This window comes from Hydrogenophaga sp. (assembly GCF_051860785.1).
In the GTDB taxonomy this organism is placed as follows: Bacteria; Pseudomonadota; Gammaproteobacteria; order Burkholderiales; family Burkholderiaceae_C; genus Hydrogenophaga.
On sequence record NZ_JBIMLB010000020.1, the window covers coordinates 1 to 17466 of the forward strand.

Annotated in this window: 16 protein-coding genes; 6 read left to right on the forward strand and 10 right to left on the reverse strand. The window is 65.9% G+C overall.

Annotation, left to right across the window (positions count from 1 at the left end; genetic code table 11):
- The 3 genes from ACTIF6_RS21025 to ACTIF6_RS21035 form a co-directional block, all read left to right on the forward strand.
- Window positions 1–211 (forward strand): hypothetical protein (locus ACTIF6_RS21025; protein ID WP_439589783.1); only part of this gene is annotated, 211 nt, incomplete at its 5' end.
- Between the two features lie 37 nt (window positions 212–248).
- The gene (locus tag ACTIF6_RS21030) at window positions 249–1190 is read left to right on the forward strand and encodes a DMT family transporter (protein ID WP_439589784.1); all 942 of its coding nucleotides are present in this window, start codon (window positions 249–251) and stop codon (window positions 1188–1190) included.
- Between the two features lie 26 nt (window positions 1191–1216).
- Window positions 1217–2014 (forward strand): SDR family oxidoreductase, encoded by a 798-nt coding sequence (locus tag ACTIF6_RS21035; RefSeq protein WP_439589785.1) that lies wholly within the window; start codon window positions 1217–1219, stop codon window positions 2012–2014.
- A 4-nt stretch (window positions 2015–2018) separates the two neighbouring features.
- Here ACTIF6_RS21035 and ACTIF6_RS21040 read toward each other — a convergent pair whose 3' ends face one another.
- Window positions 2019–2960 (reverse strand): DMT family transporter, encoded by a 942-nt coding sequence (locus tag ACTIF6_RS21040; RefSeq protein WP_439589786.1) that lies wholly within the window; start codon window positions 2958–2960, stop codon window positions 2019–2021.
- A 122-nt stretch (window positions 2961–3082) separates the two neighbouring features.
- Between ACTIF6_RS21040 and ACTIF6_RS21045 the strand changes: the two genes are divergently transcribed.
- Entirely contained in the window at window positions 3083–4078 is a 996-nt protein-coding gene (locus tag ACTIF6_RS21045; protein ID WP_439589787.1) for a quinone oxidoreductase family protein, read from the forward strand.
- Window positions 4079–4087: 9 nt separating this feature from the next.
- On the opposite strand, the gene ACTIF6_RS21050 is transcribed toward ACTIF6_RS21045, so the two are convergent.
- From ACTIF6_RS21050 to ACTIF6_RS21070, 5 genes are all read right to left on the reverse strand, one after another.
- Window positions 4088–5236 (reverse strand): aminotransferase class V-fold PLP-dependent enzyme, encoded by a 1149-nt coding sequence (locus ACTIF6_RS21050; RefSeq protein WP_439589788.1) that lies wholly within the window; start codon window positions 5234–5236, stop codon window positions 4088–4090.
- Window positions 5237–5309: 73 nt separating this feature from the next.
- Window positions 5310–6968, reverse strand: coding sequence for a Na/Pi cotransporter family protein (locus ACTIF6_RS21055; RefSeq protein ID WP_439589789.1), 1659 nt, complete (start codon window positions 6966–6968; stop codon window positions 5310–5312).
- A gap of 70 nt (window positions 6969–7038) precedes the next feature.
- Window positions 7039–7548 (reverse strand): signal peptidase II, encoded by a 510-nt coding sequence (gene lspA, locus ACTIF6_RS21060; protein ID WP_439589790.1) that lies wholly within the window; start codon window positions 7546–7548, stop codon window positions 7039–7041.
- Window positions 7548–10421 carry an isoleucine--tRNA ligase gene (ileS, locus tag ACTIF6_RS21065; protein ID WP_439589791.1) on the reverse strand — a complete coding sequence of 958 codons (2874 nt, stop codon included), beginning with the start codon at window positions 10419–10421 and terminating at the stop codon, window positions 7548–7550. The genes lspA and ileS overlap by 1 nt, the downstream gene beginning before the upstream one ends.
- 119 nt (window positions 10422–10540) lie before the next feature.
- Window positions 10541–11605, reverse strand: coding sequence for a bifunctional riboflavin kinase/FAD synthetase (locus ACTIF6_RS21070; protein ID WP_439589792.1), 1065 nt, complete (start codon window positions 11603–11605; stop codon window positions 10541–10543).
- A 181-nt stretch (window positions 11606–11786) separates the two neighbouring features.
- On the opposite strand from ACTIF6_RS21070, the gene ACTIF6_RS21075 reads away from it, so the two are divergent.
- Window positions 11787–12344, forward strand: coding sequence for an HNH endonuclease (locus ACTIF6_RS21075; protein WP_439589793.1), 558 nt, complete (start codon window positions 11787–11789; stop codon window positions 12342–12344).
- A 14-nt stretch (window positions 12345–12358) separates the two neighbouring features.
- Here the strand turns inward: ACTIF6_RS21075 and ACTIF6_RS21080 are convergent, their stop codons facing one another.
- From ACTIF6_RS21080 to ACTIF6_RS21095, 4 genes are all read right to left on the reverse strand, one after another.
- Window positions 12359–13735 (reverse strand): alpha/beta fold hydrolase, encoded by a 1377-nt coding sequence (locus ACTIF6_RS21080; protein WP_439589794.1) that lies wholly within the window; start codon window positions 13733–13735, stop codon window positions 12359–12361.
- Window positions 13732–14847, reverse strand: coding sequence for an acyl-CoA dehydrogenase family protein (locus tag ACTIF6_RS21085; protein WP_439589795.1), 1116 nt, complete (start codon window positions 14845–14847; stop codon window positions 13732–13734). The genes ACTIF6_RS21080 and ACTIF6_RS21085 overlap by 4 nt, the downstream gene beginning before the upstream one ends.
- Before the next feature lie 11 nt (window positions 14848–14858).
- Window positions 14859–16040 carry an acyl-CoA dehydrogenase family protein gene (locus ACTIF6_RS21090; protein ID WP_439589796.1) on the reverse strand — a complete coding sequence of 394 codons (1182 nt, stop codon included), beginning with the start codon at window positions 16038–16040 and terminating at the stop codon, window positions 14859–14861.
- Between the two features lie 79 nt (window positions 16041–16119).
- Window positions 16120–16845 carry a YceH family protein gene (locus ACTIF6_RS21095; RefSeq protein WP_439589797.1) on the reverse strand — a complete coding sequence of 242 codons (726 nt, stop codon included), beginning with the start codon at window positions 16843–16845 and terminating at the stop codon, window positions 16120–16122.
- Between the two features lie 68 nt (window positions 16846–16913).
- On the opposite strand from ACTIF6_RS21095, the gene purN reads away from it, so the two are divergent.
- Complete coding sequence (purN, locus tag ACTIF6_RS21100) at window positions 16914–17453, forward strand: phosphoribosylglycinamide formyltransferase (RefSeq protein WP_439589869.1); 540 nt, start codon at window positions 16914–16916, stop codon at window positions 17451–17453.
- The last annotated feature ends 13 nt before the right edge of the window (window positions 17454–17466 follow it).

The following is a 17466-nucleotide window of genomic DNA, read 5'->3' on the forward strand; positions in this document are numbered from 1 at the left end:
CCTCGACCAGTTGCTGCACATGCCCGATGCAGGGCAAGACCGGCTGATCGTGCTGGGGGATGCGGGCGATGCGGTGCAACTGGTGGGTGGCTCGGGGAGCTGGAGCAGCGCGGGCACACAACACCATCAGGGGCTGGACTACGCGGTGTACACGCACAGCGCGGCGGCGGGGCGTGAGCTGTTTGTGCAGCAGGCGGTGATGGTGATGTGAGGGGTGAGGGAAACGGGATATCCCGATAATCGGGTGAATGTCTGTTTCCGCGCCTCATCCCAGCCCCCACCTCGCCACCGGCCTTACGCTCGCCATCGCAGGCTCGATTGCCTTCAGCGCCAAGGCCATCATCGTCAAGCTCGCCTACCGGTATGGCGTGGACGCGGTGACGCTGCTCATGTACCGCATGCTGTTCTCACTGCCGCTGTTCCTGGCGCTGGCCTGGTGGGCGTCTTACCGGCAGGGCGGCCAGGAGGTGCGGCGCTTGGTGTTGAAGCGGCGCGACTGGCTGGGGGTGATCGGCCTGGGTTTCACCGGTTATTACCTCGCCAGCTTCCTGGATTTCTGGGGCCTGCAGTTCATCAGCGCCAGCCTGGAGCGGCTGATTCTTTACCTCAACCCCACGCTGGTGCTGGTGCTGGGCTGGCTCATCTACAAACGGCGCATCAGTGGCCTGCAGGCCATCGCCATGGCAGTGAGCTATGCCGGCGTGTTGCTGGTGTTCGGTCACGAGGTGGGCGCTCAGGGGCCGAACGCGCTGCTGGGTACGGCGCTGGTGTTCGGCAGTGCGATCAGCTATGCCATCTACCTCGTCTACAGCGGTGAACTCGTCAAGCGCCTAGGCTCGATGCGCCTGGTGGGCCTGGCCACCAGCGTGGCCTGCGTGTTGTGCATCGTTCAGTTCGCATTGCTGCGACCTTTGAGTGCGGTGGTGGTCGCGCCCGAAGTGATCTGGCTTTCGCTGCTCAACGCCACGCTGTGCACCTTTGCGCCGGTGGTGATGGTGATGATGGCGATCGAGCGCATCGGCGCGGGCCTGGCGGCGCAGACCGGCATGATCGGCCCCATGTCCACCATCGTCATGGGCGTGCTGATTCTCGGCGAGCCGTTCAACGGCTGGATCGTGGTGGGCACCGTGCTGGTGCTTTCGGGCGTGTTCCTGGTGACGCGCTTTGGCTCCTCCGGGGCCAGCAAATGAACATTCTTTTCTGAGGAGATTGACGAATGGACCTGGGTATCAAAGGCAAGTGGGCGCTGGTGGGTGGCGCGAGCAAGGGGCTGGGGCTGGGCTGCGCGCAGGTGCTGGCGGCCGAGGGTGTGAACGTGGTCATGGTGGCACGGCGCGCGCGCGATCTGGAAGAGGCGGTGGCCGGCGTGCGTGCGGCGTCGCCGTCGGTGACGGTGCTCGGCGTGGCGGCGGACATCACCACGCCCGAAGGTCGAGCGGCGGCGTTTTCGGTGAGCGCTGGGCCGGGCACGGCGTTCGACATCGTGGTGACCAACGCGGGCGGCCCACCGTCGGGCGATTTCAGAGATTGGGACCGCGAGGTGTGGATCAAGGCACTGGACGCCAACATGCTCACGCCGATCGAACTCATCAAGGCGACGGTGGACGGCATGGCGCAGCGCGGCTATGGCCGCATCGTCAACATCACCTCGGGCGCAGTCAAGGCGCCCATCGACATCCTGGGCCTGTCCAATGGTGCGCGCAGCGGCCTGACCGGTTTCATCGCTGGCGCGGCACGCAGCCCGCTGGCCGCGCAGGGCGTGACCATCAACAACCTGTTGCCCGGCGCCTTCGACACCGACCGACTCAAGAACCTGTTTGCAGGTGCCGCCACCAAGACCGGTGAGCCTGCGGAAGCCCTTGCCGATGTGCGGCGCAAGACGATACCGGCCCGACGCTTTGGCGATCCGCAGGAGTTCGGCGCCACCTGCGCGTTCCTGTGCAGCGTGCACGCGGGCTACATCACGGGGCAGAACATCCTGGTGGATGGCGGCGCCTACCCCGGGACGTTCTGAGGCTTCAGGGGCGGGACGACACCAGGATGCCGCCGACGATGAGAACGAAGCCGACCGCGTGGTACAGGCTCGGCGGCTCGCCCAGCAAGGTGGCCGACATGAGCGCGGCGAAAAGGGGTGTGAGGTTGGAGAAGAACGCGGCCATGGCCGGGCCCACGCGTGCCACGCCGGCCCCCCAGCAACGGTAGGCCAGCAGCGAAGGCCCCACGGCCACGTACACCAGCGCGGCGGCCAGCGGCCAGCCCCACTGGATGTGGTGCTCGCCATCGGGCAATGGGGGCAGCAACAGCCATTCGCCGGCCGAAGACAGGGCCGACCAGCCCACACCCATCACCACCTGTGCCAGCAGGAAGGCAGCCCAATCGGCCTTGATGTGGGCAGGTTCGGTGCCGGGGCGGGGACGCACCAACTGCCAGCTGTACCAGCCCCACACGACGGACGCGAGCACAACCAGCGCGTCCCCCGGTACCAGTTGCAGGGCCCACAGCTGGACCAGATCGCCGCGCGAGAGCACCACCACCACACCGGCGATCGATAGCACCGCGCCCAGGGCCGCCATGCGCGTCACGGCCACGCCGTAGAACAGCCGGCCCAGCAGCAGCATCCACACGGGCATGCTGGCCGCCACCAGCGTCACATTGATCGGCGTGGAGGTTTTCAGGGCCATGTACTGCAGCGCGTTGTAGCTGCCCACGCCGAGCAGGCCGAGCAGCGCAAAGCGGCGCCAGTGCGGCCACATGCCCTGGCTGCCCGGTCGCAGCACCCAGCCTGCCAGGGGCAGGAGCAGGGCGAGTGCTAGCACCCAGCGCAGCAGATTGAGCGTCACTGGCGGAACCACGCCCTGCATCACACGCCCCACGATGGCGTTGCCCGCCCACAGCAGTGGTGGCACCACCAGCAGCAGGATGGTGGAGAGCGAAAGGCGTGATTCGGTCGACGCAGACATGCCGGGACTGTAGCGCCCCGGTGATGCCCGCCGGTGGCCAGGGGCTGCTGTGACCCGATACCTTCCGCAGTCGGTTTTCGTGGCAGCATGACCGCTTTCGTCGTCACAAGAGGAGACCCGACATGAGCGAACAGAGCAGCCGCGCCGTGCGCATTCACGCGGCCGGTGGCCCCGAACAACTGGTGATCGACACCTTGAGCGTGGGCGATCCTGGTCCGGGGCAGGTGCGCATCCGCCACCACGCGGTGGGGCTGAACTACATCGACGTCTACCAGCGCACCGGCCTCTACCCTTTTCCCATGCCGCTGGCGTTGGGTATGGAGGGGGCAGGGGTGATCGAGGCGGTGGGCGAAGGCGTGACGCATCTGAAGGCGGGCGACCGTGCCGCCTACGCCGCCAACCCGCCGGGCAGCTACTGCGACGTGCGCGTGATGCCCGCCATGAACTTGTGCAAGCTGCCCGACGGCATCGACTTTGAAACCGGTGCGGCCATGATGCTCAAGGGGCTGACGGCGCAATACCTGCTCAAGCGCTGCAAACCGGTGGAAGGCCTGGAGACTGGCGACTTCGTGCTGTTCCATGCCGCCGCCGGCGGTGTGGGTTTGATTGCCTGCCAATGGGCCAGGGCGCTCGGCCTCCAGCTCATTGCCACTGCCGGTTCAGACGAGAAGTGCAGGCTGGCGCTGGAACATGGCGCGACCCACGCCATCAACTACCGTACCGAAGATTTCGCAGCCCGTGTCAAGGACATCACCGGCGGCCAGGGCGTGAAGGTGGTCTACGACTCGGTGGGCAAGGACACGTTCGACAAATCGCTCGACTGCCTGCGCCCGTTCGGCCTCATGGTGAGCTTCGGCAACGCCTCGGGCCCCGTGCCTCCCGTCGCTCCCGGCATCCTGGGCGCCAAGGGCTCGATCTACCTCACGCGCCAGACCGTGTTCAGCCACATCTCCAGTCGCGAACGAACGCAGGCCATGGCCGACGACCTGTTTGCGGTGGTCGCCGGTGGTCAGGTGAAGATTCGCATCGACCAGCGCTTTGCGCTGACCGATGTGCAAGCCGCACACAAGAGCCTCGAGGCGCGCGCCACCACGGGCAGCACGGTCCTCCTGCCCTGAAGCGATTGGTCAGGCGGGCTGCGCAGCGCGAGGAGCCACGGTGGCCAGCGCCCGCTCCAGGTGCTTCAACGTGCCTGGCACGTCGTGCCACTTGTCCAGGCCGAAGAGGCCGATGCGGAAGGTCTTGAAGTCCGGCCCTTCGTCGCATTGCAGCGGTACCCCGGCGGCCGTCTGCAGGCCTTGCGCCAGGAATTTCTTGCTGGACTGGATGTCCGGGTCGGTGGTGTAGCTCACCACCACGCCTGGCGCCTGGAAACCTGGCGCCGCGACGCTCGGGAAACCGTGGCTCTGCAGCAGCTCGCGCACCTGGGTGCCCAGTGCCATCTGCTCCTGGCGCACCCGCTCCACGCCGTAGGCTTCGGTTTCCTTCATGGTGTCGCGCAGGCGCGTCAGCGCGTCGGTGGGCAGGGTGCTGTGGTAGGCGTGGCCGCCCCCTTCATAGGTTTCCATGATCTGCAGCCACTTCTTCAGGTCCATGGCGAACGTGGTGCTCTGCGTCGCATCGATCGCGGCGCGGGCACGCTCGCTGAGCATGACCATGGCACAGCAGGGCGAGCTGCTCCAGCCTTTCTGCGGCGCACTGATGAGAATGTCCACGCCGGTGGCCTGCATGTCGACCCACATGGCGCCCGAGGCAATGCAGTCGAGCACGAAGAGCCCGCCCACAGCGTGCACAGCGTCGGCGACTTTGCGCAGGTAATCGTCGGGCAGGATCATGCCGGCGGCGGTTTCCACGTGCGGGGCAAACACCAGTGCAGGCTTCTCGCGCGCGATGGTGGCCACCACCTCATCGATGGGTGCGGGCGTCCAGGCGGCCTGCGGGCCTTCACCCACGCGCCGTGCCTTCATCACCGTGTGGCTGGTGGGAATGGAGCCCATGTCGAAGATCTGCGTCCAGCGGTAGCTGAACCAGCCGTTGCGGATCACCAGCACGTGCTTGCCGTGCGCAAATTGCCGCGCCACCGATTCCATGCCGAAGGTGCCACTGCCCGGCACCAGCACCGCCGAGCGTGCGCCGTACACGCGCTTGAGCATGGCCGAGATGTCGGTCATCACGCCCTGGAAGCGCTGGGACATGTGGTTGAGCGCGCGGTCGGTGTAGACCACCGAGAACTCGAGCAGACCGTCGGGGTCGACGTGGGGCAGCAATCCGGGCATGTGTGTCTCCTGTGTCAACGCGCTTGAAAAAGCGGCCTGCCAGCGTAGCACAGCGACCTCTTCGCTGCAGGCTTCAGGTCCGATCGGTCGCCTCGACGGGCGGGCGCAGGCGGCTGGGCGCGAGCACGCCGGCCGAATCCAGAATGGGGTAAGCGATGGAGCAGATGTGCGAGTTGATGCGCTTCAGGTCGCTGATCAGGTCCAGGTGCAGGGCGCTGGTGTCCATGCTCTGCATGCTCTGGTCGGAGAGACGGTTCAGGTGCGTGGCGGCGTATTCGCGCTCCATGTCGCGAAAGCGCACCTTCTCTTCCAGCAGGCGCTGCGCATCGCGCACGTTGCCATTCAGGAACACGCTCATGCCCAGGCGCAGGTTGTCGATCAGGCGCGCGTGCAGGTCGGTGATTTCAGCCATGCCGGCTTCAGAAAAGTCTCGGCCTTTGCGGATCTTCTTGTCCTCGATGTCGAGCAACACGCGCTCCACTGTGTCGCCGATCTGCTCCATGTTGATGGTGAAGCTGATGATGTCGGTCCAGCGCCGGCCTTCTTCCTCGCTGAGCTGCTGGCGCGAGATCTTGGTGAGGTAGTACTTGATCGACGAATAGAGGCTGTCCACCGTGTCGTCGAGCTTGCGCAGATCCTGGGCCAGCTTGAGGTCGTTTGTCTTGATCACCGTGACCACGCCGCGCAGCATGGTCTCCACGATGTCGGCCTGGTGCATGGCCTCACGCGCGGCGCAGGAGATGGCCAGCGAGGGCGTGGCCAGCGCGGAGGGGTCGAGGTGCTTGGGCCGGTCCAGCGGGCTGTTGCCGGTTTGCAGGGGCAGCAGCCGATCCACCATGCGGGAGATCGGCTTGGTGAGACCGATGAACACCAGGCCGACCATGAGGTTGAAGCTGAGGTGGAACAGCACGGTGAGCGTGGCCGGATCCTGCACAACAGGCTGAACCACGCTCAGCCAGAGCGGGATCAACCAGGGCGCAATGGCCACGCCCAACACCTTGAACAGCAGGTTGCCCAGCGGCACCTGGCGCGTGCTGATGCCGGACTTGGCGGTGGTGATCACGGCCAGCAGGCCGCTGCCCAGGTTGGCGCCCAGCACCAGGCCCAGGGCCACGTCCAGGCCCACCACCTGCGTGGCCAGCGTGGCCGAAAGCAGCACCACGGCCAGGCTGGAATAGGACAGCACCGCCAGCGTGGCGCCCAGCAGGATCTCCAGCAGCAGGTCGCTGCCCAGCGATTCCAGCATCAACTGCACCGCCGGGTTCTGCGTAAGCACGGCGGTGGACGCCGACACCAGCCGCAGCGCCAGCAGCATCAGGCCCAGGCCGATCAGCACACGGCCGAAATCGCCCACCTGCGTGCCCTGGCGTGAGATGAAGAGCGTGACGCCGATGAAGATGAACAGCGGCGAGAGCCAGGACAGGTCGAAATGGAACAGCACCGCCATCAGGCTGGTGCCGATGTCGGCGCCCAGCATCACCGCCAGCGCGGCCGGCAGCGCGATCAGGCCCCGGCCCACGAAGGAGCCGGTGATGAGTGCGGTGGCGGTGCTCGATTGCACCAGGGCGGTGACGCCCAGGCCTGAGAGCGCGGCGGCGAAGCGGTTGCCGGTGCTGGTGGCCAGGATCTGGCGCAGGTTGCTGCCGAAGACCCGCAGCACGCCCGTGCGCACCAGGTGGGTGCCCCACACGAGCAAGGCCACAGCGGCCAGGAGATCCAGGAGATGTTTCATGAACCCCAAAACTATACGCGCCACCGGCGACCCCTGTCGCCAGCGCGGACTCACGGGGCTGGCCGGGCGCTCAGCGGCGGCGGCGCAGCCGCAGGAGTTCGTCCAGGATCAGCGCGATGGCGCCCACGCTGATGGCCACGTCCGCGATGTTGAAGGACGGGAAATGGCCACCCGGGAACAGACCTTCCAGAAAGCCCCAGTGGAAGTCCAGCCAGTCCACCACATAGCCGTGCATCAGGCGGTCGATCACGTTGCCCAGTGCGCCACCCAGGATGCAGGCAAGCGCGAACGAAAACAGCTTCTGACCCGGATTCGAGCGCAGCATCCAGACAATGAAGATCGATGCCCCCACGCCCACCACCGTGAAGAACCAGCGCTGCCAGCCGCCCGCCTGCGCCAGGAAAGAGAATGCGGCGCCGGTGTTGTGCACGCGAACGATGTTGAAGAAGCTGGTGACGAAGGTGCTGTCGCCAAGTTGGTAGGTCGCCAGGATCAGCTGTTTGGTGCCTTGGTCCGCCACCACGAGCAGTGCCGCCAGACCCAGCCACGGCCAGATGCTGGAAAAGGAAGCGCGTGGCATCAGGCCACCATGCGGGTCTCGCCCGCGCCAAACAGGTTGCTGGTGCAACGGCCGCACAGGGTGGGGTGCATGGCATCGGCGCCCACGTCGTCGCGGTAGTGCCAGCAGCGCTCGCACTTCTGGGCCGTGGCTGGTGTGACCTCGACCGTGATGTCCGCGCCGTCTGCGGTCTCCAGCGTCACCTTCGACGTGATGAAGACGAACTTCAGGTCCTCGCCCAGCGAGGTCAACTCCCGCACGCGATCGGCCGGCGCGCGGATGAGGAGTTCTGCCTGCAGGGAGGAGCCCACCTCGCCGGCTTCGCGCCGCTTCTCGATTTCCTTGTTGGCCAGGTCGCGCAGCTGGTGCAGGCGCTCCCACTTGTCCAGCAAGGCCTGGTCGGGCTGCGGCAGGGTGGCAAAGGTCTCGAAGAAGATCGAACCCTGGCTCTGCGCACCCGCCAGTACTGGCCAGGCCTCTTCAGCCGTAAAGCTCAGGAAAGGCGCCATCCAGCGCAGCATGGCGTGCGTGATCTGGTGCAGTGCAGTCTGCGCGCTGCGACGCGCCAGGCTCTTGGGAGCCGTGGTGTAGAGGCGGTCCTTGAGCACATCGAGGTAGAAGGCACCCAGGTCTTCCGAACAGTAAACCTGCAGCTTGGAAACCACCGGGTGGAACTCGTACACCTCGAAATGCGCCAGCACTTCGGCCTGCAACTGCGCCGCGCGCGACAACGCGTAGCGGTCCACTTCGAGCAATTGTTCGAAGGGCACCGCGTCCTTTTCGGGATCGAAATCGCTCACGTTGGCCAGCAGGAAGCGCAGCGTGTTGCGGATGCGGCGGTAGGCGTCGGTCACGCGCGCGATGACCTTCTTGTCCATCGGCGGATCGCCCGAGTAGTCGGTCGAAGCCACCCACAGGCGCGCGATCTCGGCACCCGGGTCTTTCGCAAAGGTCTCGATCTCGATCACGTTGCCCAGCGACTTGCTCATCTTGCGGCCCTGGCCGTCGACATTGAAGCCGTGTGTGAGGATGCCGCGGTAAGGCGCCCGGTCATACAGCGCACAACCCAGCAGCAGCGAGCTGTGGAACCAGCCCCGGTGCTGGTCGTGGCCTTCGAGGTACAGGTCGGCCTCGGGGCCGCTGGCGTGGTAGGGCAGGCGGTTGTAGGCCTGGGCATGGCTGCCACGCAGCACATGCTGGAAGGTAGAGCCCGAGTCGAACCACACCTCCAGGATGTCGGTGCTCTTTGTGTAGAGCTTCGCGTCGCCCGCGCCCAGGATCTCTTCGGCCGTGACGCGGCTCCAGGCTTCGATGCCGCCCTTTTCCACGATGGCGGCTGCCTGGTCGAGGATCTCCATGGTGCGCGGGTGCAGCTCGCCACTGTCCTTGTGCAGGAAGAACGGGATCGGCACACCCCAGCTGCGCTGGCGCGAGATGCACCAGTCGGGGCGGTTGGCGATCATGTCATGCAGGCGCGCCTTGCCATTGGCCGGGAAGAACCGGGTCTGCTCGATGGCGTCCAGCGCGGTCTGGCGCAGGGTCTTGGGCGCCTTGTCCTTGGTGAACACGCCCTCGCCCTCGTCCATGCGCACGAACCACTGCGCGGCGGCGCGGTAGATCACCGGGGTCTTGTGGCGCCAGCAGTGCGGGTAGCTGTGCGTGATGGTCTGCGTCGCCATGAGGCGGCCAGCGTTCTTCAGCGCTTCCAGGATCGCCGGCACGGCTTTCCAGATGTGCAGGCCGCCGAACAGGGGGAAGTCGGGCGCATAGGCGCCGTTGCCCTGCACCGGATTGAGGATGTCCTCCACCTTCATGCCGTGGGCGGTGCAGGAGTTGAAGTCGTCCAGGCCGTAGGCGGGCGAGGAATGCACGAGCCCGGTGCCGTCCGCATCGCTCACGTACTCGGCCAGGAACACGGGCGAGAGGCGGCGGTAGCCGGCGTCCACATCGAACAGCGGGTGGCGGAAGTTCAGGCCGCCCAGCGCCTTGCCAGACGCGGTGGCCAGCACCGTGCCGGTGAGGCCGAAGCGTTCCAGGCATTTCCCGACCAGGGTCTCGGCCAGCACCAGGCAGCCCTTGGGCGTGTCGACCAGGGCGTAGGTGAAGTCCGGGTGGGCGTTGAGCGCCTGGTTGGCCGGGATGGTCCAGGCGGTGGTGGTCCAGATGACGGCAAAGCCGGACTTGCCAGCAGGCAACGCTGGCAGGCCGAAGGCGGCGGCCAGCTTCGCGCCGTCGTCCGTCTCGAATGCCACGTCCAGCGTCTCGCTTTTCTTGTCGGCGTACTCGATCTCGAATTCGGCCAGAGACGAGCCGCAGTCGAAACACCAGTAGACGGGTTTCAGGCCCCGGTACACGAAGCCGCGTTCGATCACGCGCTTGAACGCGCGGATTTCTCCAGCCTCGTTGGCCGGGTCCATGGTGCGGTAGGGGCGTTCCCAGTCGCCGAGCACGCCCAGGCGACGGAAGTCTTCGCGTTGCTGGCCGATCTGCTCGGTGGCGAAGGCTCGGCTCTTGGCCTGCATGTCGTCGCGGCTGAGGTTGCGGCCGTGCAGTTTCTCGATCGCGTTCTCGATCGGCAGGCCGTGGCAGTCCCAGCCGGGGATGTATTGGGCGTCGAAACCGGCCAGCTGGCGGCTCTTGACGATCATGTCCTTGAGGATCTTGTTCAGCGCGTGGCCGATGTGCAGTTTGCCGTTGGCGTAGGGCGGGCCGTCGTGCAGCACGAACAGCGGCGCGCCAGCGCGCGCCACACGCAGGCGCTGGTACAGGCCTTCGTCCTGCCAGGCCTTGACCCAGCCCGGCTCGCGCCTGGGCAGGTCGCCGCGCATGGGGAAAGGGGTGTCGGGCAGGTTGAGGGTGCTGCGGTAGTCGGTGGTGGCGGTGGTGTCGGACATGACCGGGGATTTCCGTGGTGGCTACGACAAGCTCAGCCCGAACGGGGAATGAGGGGACGGGAGACTGGAAACCGTTCGCCCTGAGCCTGTCGAAGGGCGGCGACCGGACGGACAGGTCGTTAAATTCGGTCGCGGGTGGTCTGACGGTGGGTCTGCGTGTGCAGTGACGCGAAATAGGCGCGCGCGTCGTCGCAGTCCCGGGCGATGCCCTGGGTCAGGGCGTCGAGGCCGTCGTATTTCAGCTCGTCGTGCAGTTTGTGCAGAAGTTCCACGCGCACGATTTTACCGTAGGCCTCTCCGTTGGGCAGGCTGCGGGCCAAGGCCTCGGGCCATTGCAGGCAATGGGTTTCGAGCAGCACGCGCCCTCCGTTGATGTCGTCGGGGTCGAGTGAGGGACGCACGCCCAGGTTGGCCACGCCGGGCAAGGGGGGCGATGCGGGGGTGGGACCGAGCCCATGGACCAGCACCGCGAAGATGCCACTGGCGGCCGGCTTCCAATGGGAAAACCGCAGGTTGAGTGTGCGAAAGCCGTCGCCCCTGCCAGGGGCGCTCTCGGCCAGTTGGCGGCCGAGTTTGCGGCCGTGCACCACGTGCCCGCTGATGCTGTAGGGCCGGCCGAGCAGGGCGGTCACGTCGTCCATGCGGCCCGCCGCCAGGGCTTCACGCACCGCCGAGCTCGACACGCGCAGCCCATGCACCTCGTAACTCTGCATGCGCGCCACGTCAAAGCCCATGCGGGAGCCAGCGGCATCGAGCATGGCGTAGTCGCCCGCGCGTTTCGCGCCAAAGCGAAAGTCGTCGCCCACCAGCACATAGCGCACCCCCAGGGCTTGCACCAGCGTGTCTTCAATGAAGGCCTGTGGGGCCTGGTTGGCCAACTGGGCGTTGAAGGGCAGCACCAGGCACTCGTCCACGCCGCAGCGTTCGAGCTCCTGAAGCTTGTCGCGCAGTGTGGCGATGCGGGCCGGCGCCAGTTCGGGTTTGTGGTGCAGGGCTGCAAAATAGTCGCGCGGGTGCGGCTCGAAGGTCATCACGCAACTGGGCACGCCACGGTGCTGGGCTTCGTTGTTGAGCAGCGCGAGCATGGCCTGATGGCCACGGTGCACACCGTCGAAATTGCCAATGGTCAGTGCGCAGCCCGGCGAACCGGCCCGGTGGGTGCGCAAACCGCGAAAGATTTTCATGCCGTCAAGGGGTGTTGAAAGGGTGGCACCTGTGGCTTATGCGCCCGCTGACAAGGCCCGCTCACAAAGTCTTGCTATATTGGTGCACGATCATATGCGCCCGCAGCACCGCCTGCTGGCGCCGGACGGTTCCTCCGGGAGCCGCCCTTCCTGTTGACTTGTTCGATAGAAGGAGCCCGTCTTGAAGGTCTTGAAACTCTCCGCGCAAGGCTTGCCACAGTCGTGGATCAGTCTGGAAGAAGCCGTGCTGCATTACGCCGCGGACGAGGTGCGCTGGGAGATGGGGGCCGAGATCGCGGTGTTCCACGGCGGGCACAACGCGGTCACCGGGCGCCAGTCCATCATCACGGTCAATTCCATCATCGGCACCCAGGGCGTGCCGCGCATCAATCCGTTCGACCTGCGTCCCACGCTGACCAACAGCAAGCTGTTCGCGCGCGACCGCAATGTCTGCGCCTATTGCGGCGACCATTTCCATGAAGACGATCTCACCCGCGAGCACATCCTGCCGCTGGGTCAGAATGGCCGGGATCTGTGGATGAACGTGGTGACCGCCTGCCGTTCGTGCAACCACCGCAAGGGAAACCGCACACCCGAGCAGGCCAACATGGGCTTGCTTTACGCCCCCTATGTGCCCAGCCTGTGGGAAGACTTCATCCTGCGCAACCGCCGCATCCTGGCGGACCAGATGGAGTTCCTGATGTCCCATCTGCCCAAGACATCACGCCTGCATGCGTGAGCTGGGGCAAGGGCTCAATAGGTCAGTTCAAGCACCACGAGGCGGTTGTCTGAGGAGGGCCAGGTGCGGCCGGTGATGCGTTCGCCGTTGAACTCTGCGGAAATCGGACGAACACCGTCCTCCATTAGCTTGATCTTCGAACTGGACACACCGGCCCCCGTGGGTGGCACGCCGGGCAATGCCTTGCCGTCAAATGCCATGCGGTCGCGCTCGGCATCGAAGTAACCGCGTGGTCGCGTGAAGGTGACGATGGATTTGCCGTCCTTGTCGGCCGCAGCGGGACGTTCGGCGCGCAGGTGGATCAGGTCGCTGCCGCGGGGCAAAGGGCTGCGGTAGATGTGGGTGGTGGCATAGCCCGGTGCACTGACCACGAATTCATGGGGAACATCGGCTTGCGCCGTGAACGGACCCCACAGGCCATCGGTGCCTACGGTCTTGCGATGCACGGCGGCACCACGGCGTTCGCCCGTGGCGGGGTCGGTCGCGTACACCTCGATCTGAGCCCCTGGCAGTGGCAGGTTGTTCGAGTAGTTGCCCGAGGCGGGGTCGGTCGATGACAGGCCGAGGCCGGTGATCTTGCCATTGAGCACCGGCTGGCCCTGGGGCGGGATCGCTGTGGTCTTCGGTGCCTGGCCGGTAATGAACCGCCAGGTTGCGTCGAAAGCCGCGGGCGAGAACGCGGTCTCTCGGTGGTCCACACGCGGCAGCACGAGGTTCTGTGCACCTTTGAGCGCCGGGCCGTCGAAGCTGACGTTCGTCGGTGTGCCTTTGGCGCCGATCCACAGACCATCCGGTTGGGCGAACTTGTCGTTGTTGTCGGAGCGGATGGTCAGCCACTTCACGGGGCTGCTCACCTCGTCGCCCGCCGCGTTCTTCGCTGCGTTGAGTGCGGTGAGGAACGGGCCGGTGCCCGAGAACTCGTTGGCCTCGCGGAAACCCTTGACGGCCCAGACCCCGTGGTTGGGCACGCCGCCCAGCACCGCGTGGCTCACGGTCTTGTCGCCGCCGCCGTTCTGGATGTAGTTGCGCACCGCATAGCCCCCGCGCGAGTTGGCCACCAGCACCACCTGGCTCGCACCGGTAGCCTTCATGACTTTCTCCACCTCCGCCTTCAGGAAAGCCATGTGCTCGGCGGTGGACGTTCGCCCTGGCTGTGGTTTGCCGTCCTCGTCGCGCGCGAGCGGGTAGGGTAGGTCGATGGCGTGCAGGCGCTCGCGCGGCCAGCCGTTGGCCTCGAATCGCCACACGGTGCTTTGCCAGATGGAGGCCGAATCACCGTTGCCATGCACGAACACGATCGGTGGTTGGGCCGGCCCCGTGGGTGCACTGGCGCAGGCGGTCACGAGCAGGCCGACACCCACCAGCGCGAAGAGGGTGCGGCGCGTGGTCACGCGAAAACCCCGGCCGTGTCCTGCATGCGGGAAGACACCTCGCCCAGGTGGTGCAGCGTGTCGCCGTAGGTCATCTCCAACTGCGTGAGCTTTTTGAAGTAGTGGCTCACGATGTATTCGTCGGTCACACCGATGCCGCCGTGCAGTTGCACCGCCTGCTGACCTACGAAGCGCATGGCCGTGCCCAGTTGCACCTTGGCGCGTGCCATGGCGGCGCGGCGTTCTGACGCAGGCGCGTTCAGCTTGAGGCTGGCGTAGTAGCTCATGGAGCGGGCCAGCTCGAGCTGCATCTTCATGTCGGCCACGCGGTGACGCAATGCCTGGAAGGTGGCGATGGTCACGCCGAACTGCTTGCGTGTGTTCATGTATTCCACGGTGATGGCCACGGTCTTGTCCATCACGCCCACGGCTTCGGCGCACGCGGCGGCGATGCCGATGTCCACGCCGTGCTCCAGCGCGGCCAGGCCATCGGCCGTGATCAACTGGGCCGGCGCATCCTTGAGCGTGAGGTCACCGGCGCGAGAGCCGTCCTGCGTGCCGTAGCCGCGTGTGGTCACACCCGAGGCGCTTCGTTCCACCAGGAACAAGCCCAGCTGGCTGCCCGCCATGGCCGGCACGATGAAGGCGTCGGCTTGGTCGGCGACCGGCACGACGTTCTTGTTGCCCGAAACCGTCCAGCCACCGCCGGCTTGCGTGGCGGTGGTGGTGCAGGCATCCAGCCGGTAGCGGGCCTTGCGCTCCTGGTGCGCGAGCACCACCAGCGCCTCGCCCGATGCCACGCGTGGCAGCCAGACTGCCTTGAGTTCGGAAGGCGCGTAGCCGCTCAGCAGGCCGGAAGCGATCAATGTCTGCGCCAGCGGCTCGAGCACGATGCCGCGGCCCAGTTCCTCCATGACCACCATGCCTTCGACCGGACCCATGCCCAGGCCGCCGTCGTCTTCGCTCACGTAGAGCCCGGCCAAGCCCAGTTCGGCGAGCTCGCCATAGGCCTTGCGGTCAAATCCGCCGGCATTCACGATGGCAAGGCGGCGCTCGAAGTCGTAGCCCTTCTCCACCCATTTCTGAACCGCGTCGCGCAGCGCGCTCTGGTCGTCGGAAAAATCGAAGTCCATCTGTAGTCTCCTCAGCCCAGAACCGTCTGCGCGACGATGTTGCGTTGCACTTCGTTGCTGCCACCGTAGATGGTGGTCTTGCGCATGTTGAAGTAGGTGGAAGCGAGCGGTGCGTTGGCGTTGACGCCGCCAGGGAAATTGCCTTGCCAACCGGCTTCCATGGCCTCTTCGATGAAGGGCAGGCTGTAGGGGCCGGCCGCGAGCATCATGAGTTCGCTGTAGCGCTGCTGGATCTCGCTGCCCTTGATCTTGAGCAGACCGGCGATGTCCAGCGAGTTCTTGCCCGACTTCTCGGCCGAGAGCACGCGCAGCACCAGCATTTCCAGCGCCACCACGTCCACTTCCAGCAGCGCAATCTGGTCGCGCAAGCGCAGGTCATCCCAGACGCCTTCGGTCTTGGCAATGCGTTTCAGGCGTTCGAGTTCGCGCTTGGCGCGGTTCACGTCCGCGATGTTGGTGCGTTCGTGGCTCAGCAGGTGCTTGGCGTAGGTCCAGCCCTTGTTCTCCTCGCCGATCAGGTTCTCCGCCGGCACCTCGACGTTGTCGAACCAGACTTCGTTCACTTCGCTTTCGCCATCCAGCAGCTTGATGGGTCGCACCGAAACGCCGGGCGACTTCATGTCGATCAGCAGGAAGGAGATGCCGGTCTGTGGCTTGCCTTCGTTGCTCGTGCGCACCAGGCAGAAGATCCACTCCCCGTACTGGCCGAGCGTCGTCCAGGTTTTCTGGCCATTGACGATGTACTTGTCACCCTGGCGCTCGGCGCGGCATTTCACCGAGGCGAGATCCGAACCCGAGCCTGGTTCGCTGTAGCCCTGGCTCCACCACACTTCGCCACTGGCGATGCCGGGCAGAAAACGCTGCTGCTGTTCCTTGTTGCCGAAGGCCATGATGACCGGCGCGACCATCACCGGGCCGAAGGGCACCACGCGGGGCGCACCCGCCAGTGCGCATTCCTCTTCGAACAGATGCTTCTGCACCGCGTTCCAGCCGGGACCGCCGAATTCCTTGGGCCAGCCCCAGCCCAGCCAGCCCTTCTTGCCAAGGATCTTCGCCCAGCGCTGCATGTCGTCGCGCGTCAGGCGCAGCGCGTTGTGGACCTTGTGGGAAATCTCGGCGGGCAGGTTGGCCTTGACCCAGGCGCGGATGTCTTCGCGAAACGCCTGCTCTTCGGGCGTGAATGCCAGATCCATGGGTTTGTCTCCTGAGGGCCGCCACCACGGGGTGCCGGCAAGTTGATCGACGTCGGCCAGTTTCGCACGACCGTTCGTTTTATGACTGTCCGGGCTGCGACAAGCCGAGTTGTTCGTTCAGATTCTGCAACTGGTCCTGCAGGCTGGCCACCGTGTTTTCCAGTGCAGCAAGGCGGCGGGTCAGGGCGATCAGCTCGTCTTCGGTGGCCGCGCTGGTTTGAGGAGCGCCTGCCGGAGCGGTGATGTCCACGGGGCCGCACAGCAGGTGGGCCCAGCGCTGTTCCCGCGCGCCAGGTGCGCGGGGCAGCTTCACCACCAGCGGCCCGCCCTTGTCGGTGCTGCGTTCCTGCAGTTCCTCCAGGAAACCGTCCACCGAAGCGATATCGAGGAACTTGTACCAGCGCTCGGTGTTCAGTCGCAGCTCGCCGGCGGTCTGCGGGCCGCGCAGCATCAGCATGCCCAGCAGCACGGCGGACTGTTCGGGCACGCCCGCCGCGCGGGTGAAGTTGTGTTCGTACCGCGTCACGCGGCTGCCACTGCCCTCCAGCACCATGTGCAGCGAGCGCAGGTCATCGAGCGCCTCCAGCACTTGCGCATCGGCCAGGTTCATCACCGGCTCGCGGCTGGACTTCTGGTTGCAGCCTGTCACCAGCGCATTGAGCGTGAGCGGGTAGCTGTCCGGCACGGTGCGCGCTTTTTCCATGAGCGTGCCCAGCACGCGAGCTTCAGCGGCCGAGAGCGGGCGCTGGGCGAAATCGTGGCCGCGCGGGCGAGGGGTTGCGGGGTATTGCGAGTCTGAGGTCATTACACTTCCCGGCCATGTCTGGCGTGAACAAGAACATCGTGATTCTGATCTCTGGCAGCGGCTCCAACATGGCTGCCATCGTGGAGGCGGCGCGTGCGCGGCATTGGCAGCATCGCCATGGTGCGCGCGTGGCCGCGGTGATCAGCAACAAGGCCGCGGCGCAGGGACTGTCGTGGGCGAAAGAGCAGGGCATTGCCACCGCCGCGCTGGACCACACTGCCTTTGAAAACCGCGAGGCATTCGACGCAGCCCTGATGAGTGAGATCGATCGCCACGAACCCGCGCTTGTGGTGCTGGCGGGCTTCATGCGCATCCTCACGCCGGGTTTCGTGCGGCACTTTGAGGGCCGCCTCGTGAACATCCACCCGAGCCTGCTGCCTTCGTTCCCCGGACTCAAGACACACCAGCGCGCGATCGACATGGGTTGCCGCTTCGCCGGTGCCACCGTGCACCGTGTGACTGCTGAACTGGATCACGGTGAGATCCTGGAGCAGGCGGTGGTGCCGGTGCTGCCCGGCGACACAGCCGATGCGCTGGCGGCGCGGGTGCTGACGCAGGAACACGTCATTTATCCGCGAGCGATCGAAGCGCTGCTGCAGAAGGGATGAGTCGTCCAGAAAC

Bases quoted from the DNA above. Each gene is read 5' to 3' on its own strand.
- ACTIF6_RS21040 (WP_439589786.1), bottom strand. From the start codon at position 2,960: ATGTCTGCGTCGACCGAATCACGCCTTTCGCTCTCCACCATCCTGCTG.
- ileS (WP_439589791.1), bottom strand. From the start codon at position 10,421: ATGTCCGACACCACCGCCACCACCGACTACCGCAGCACCCTCAACCTG.
- ACTIF6_RS21050 (WP_439589788.1), bottom strand. From the start codon at position 5,236: ATGCCCGGATTGCTGCCCCACGTCGACCCCGACGGTCTGCTCGAGTTC.
- ACTIF6_RS21030 (WP_439589784.1), top strand. From the start codon at position 249: ATGTCTGTTTCCGCGCCTCATCCCAGCCCCCACCTCGCCACCGGCCTT.
- ACTIF6_RS21090 (WP_439589796.1), bottom strand. From the start codon at position 16,040: ATGGATCTGGCATTCACGCCCGAAGAGCAGGCGTTTCGCGAAGACATC.
- ACTIF6_RS21085 (WP_439589795.1), bottom strand. From the start codon at position 14,847: ATGGACTTCGATTTTTCCGACGACCAGAGCGCGCTGCGCGACGCGGTT.
- ACTIF6_RS21095 (WP_439589797.1), bottom strand. From the start codon at position 16,845: ATGACCTCAGACTCGCAATACCCCGCAACCCCTCGCCCGCGCGGCCAC.
- ACTIF6_RS21055 (WP_439589789.1), bottom strand. From the start codon at position 6,968: ATGAAACATCTCCTGGATCTCCTGGCCGCTGTGGCCTTGCTCGTGTGG.
- ACTIF6_RS21045 (WP_439589787.1), top strand. From the start codon at position 3,083: ATGAGCGAACAGAGCAGCCGCGCCGTGCGCATTCACGCGGCCGGTGGC.
- ACTIF6_RS21035 (WP_439589785.1), top strand. From the start codon at position 1,217: ATGGACCTGGGTATCAAAGGCAAGTGGGCGCTGGTGGGTGGCGCGAGC.
- ACTIF6_RS21070 (WP_439589792.1), bottom strand. From the start codon at position 11,605: ATGAAAATCTTTCGCGGTTTGCGCACCCACCGGGCCGGTTCGCCGGGC.
- purN (WP_439589869.1), top strand. From the start codon at position 16,914: ATGGCTGCCATCGTGGAGGCGGCGCGTGCGCGGCATTGGCAGCATCGC.
- lspA (WP_439589790.1), bottom strand. From the start codon at position 7,548: ATGCCACGCGCTTCCTTTTCCAGCATCTGGCCGTGGCTGGGTCTGGCG.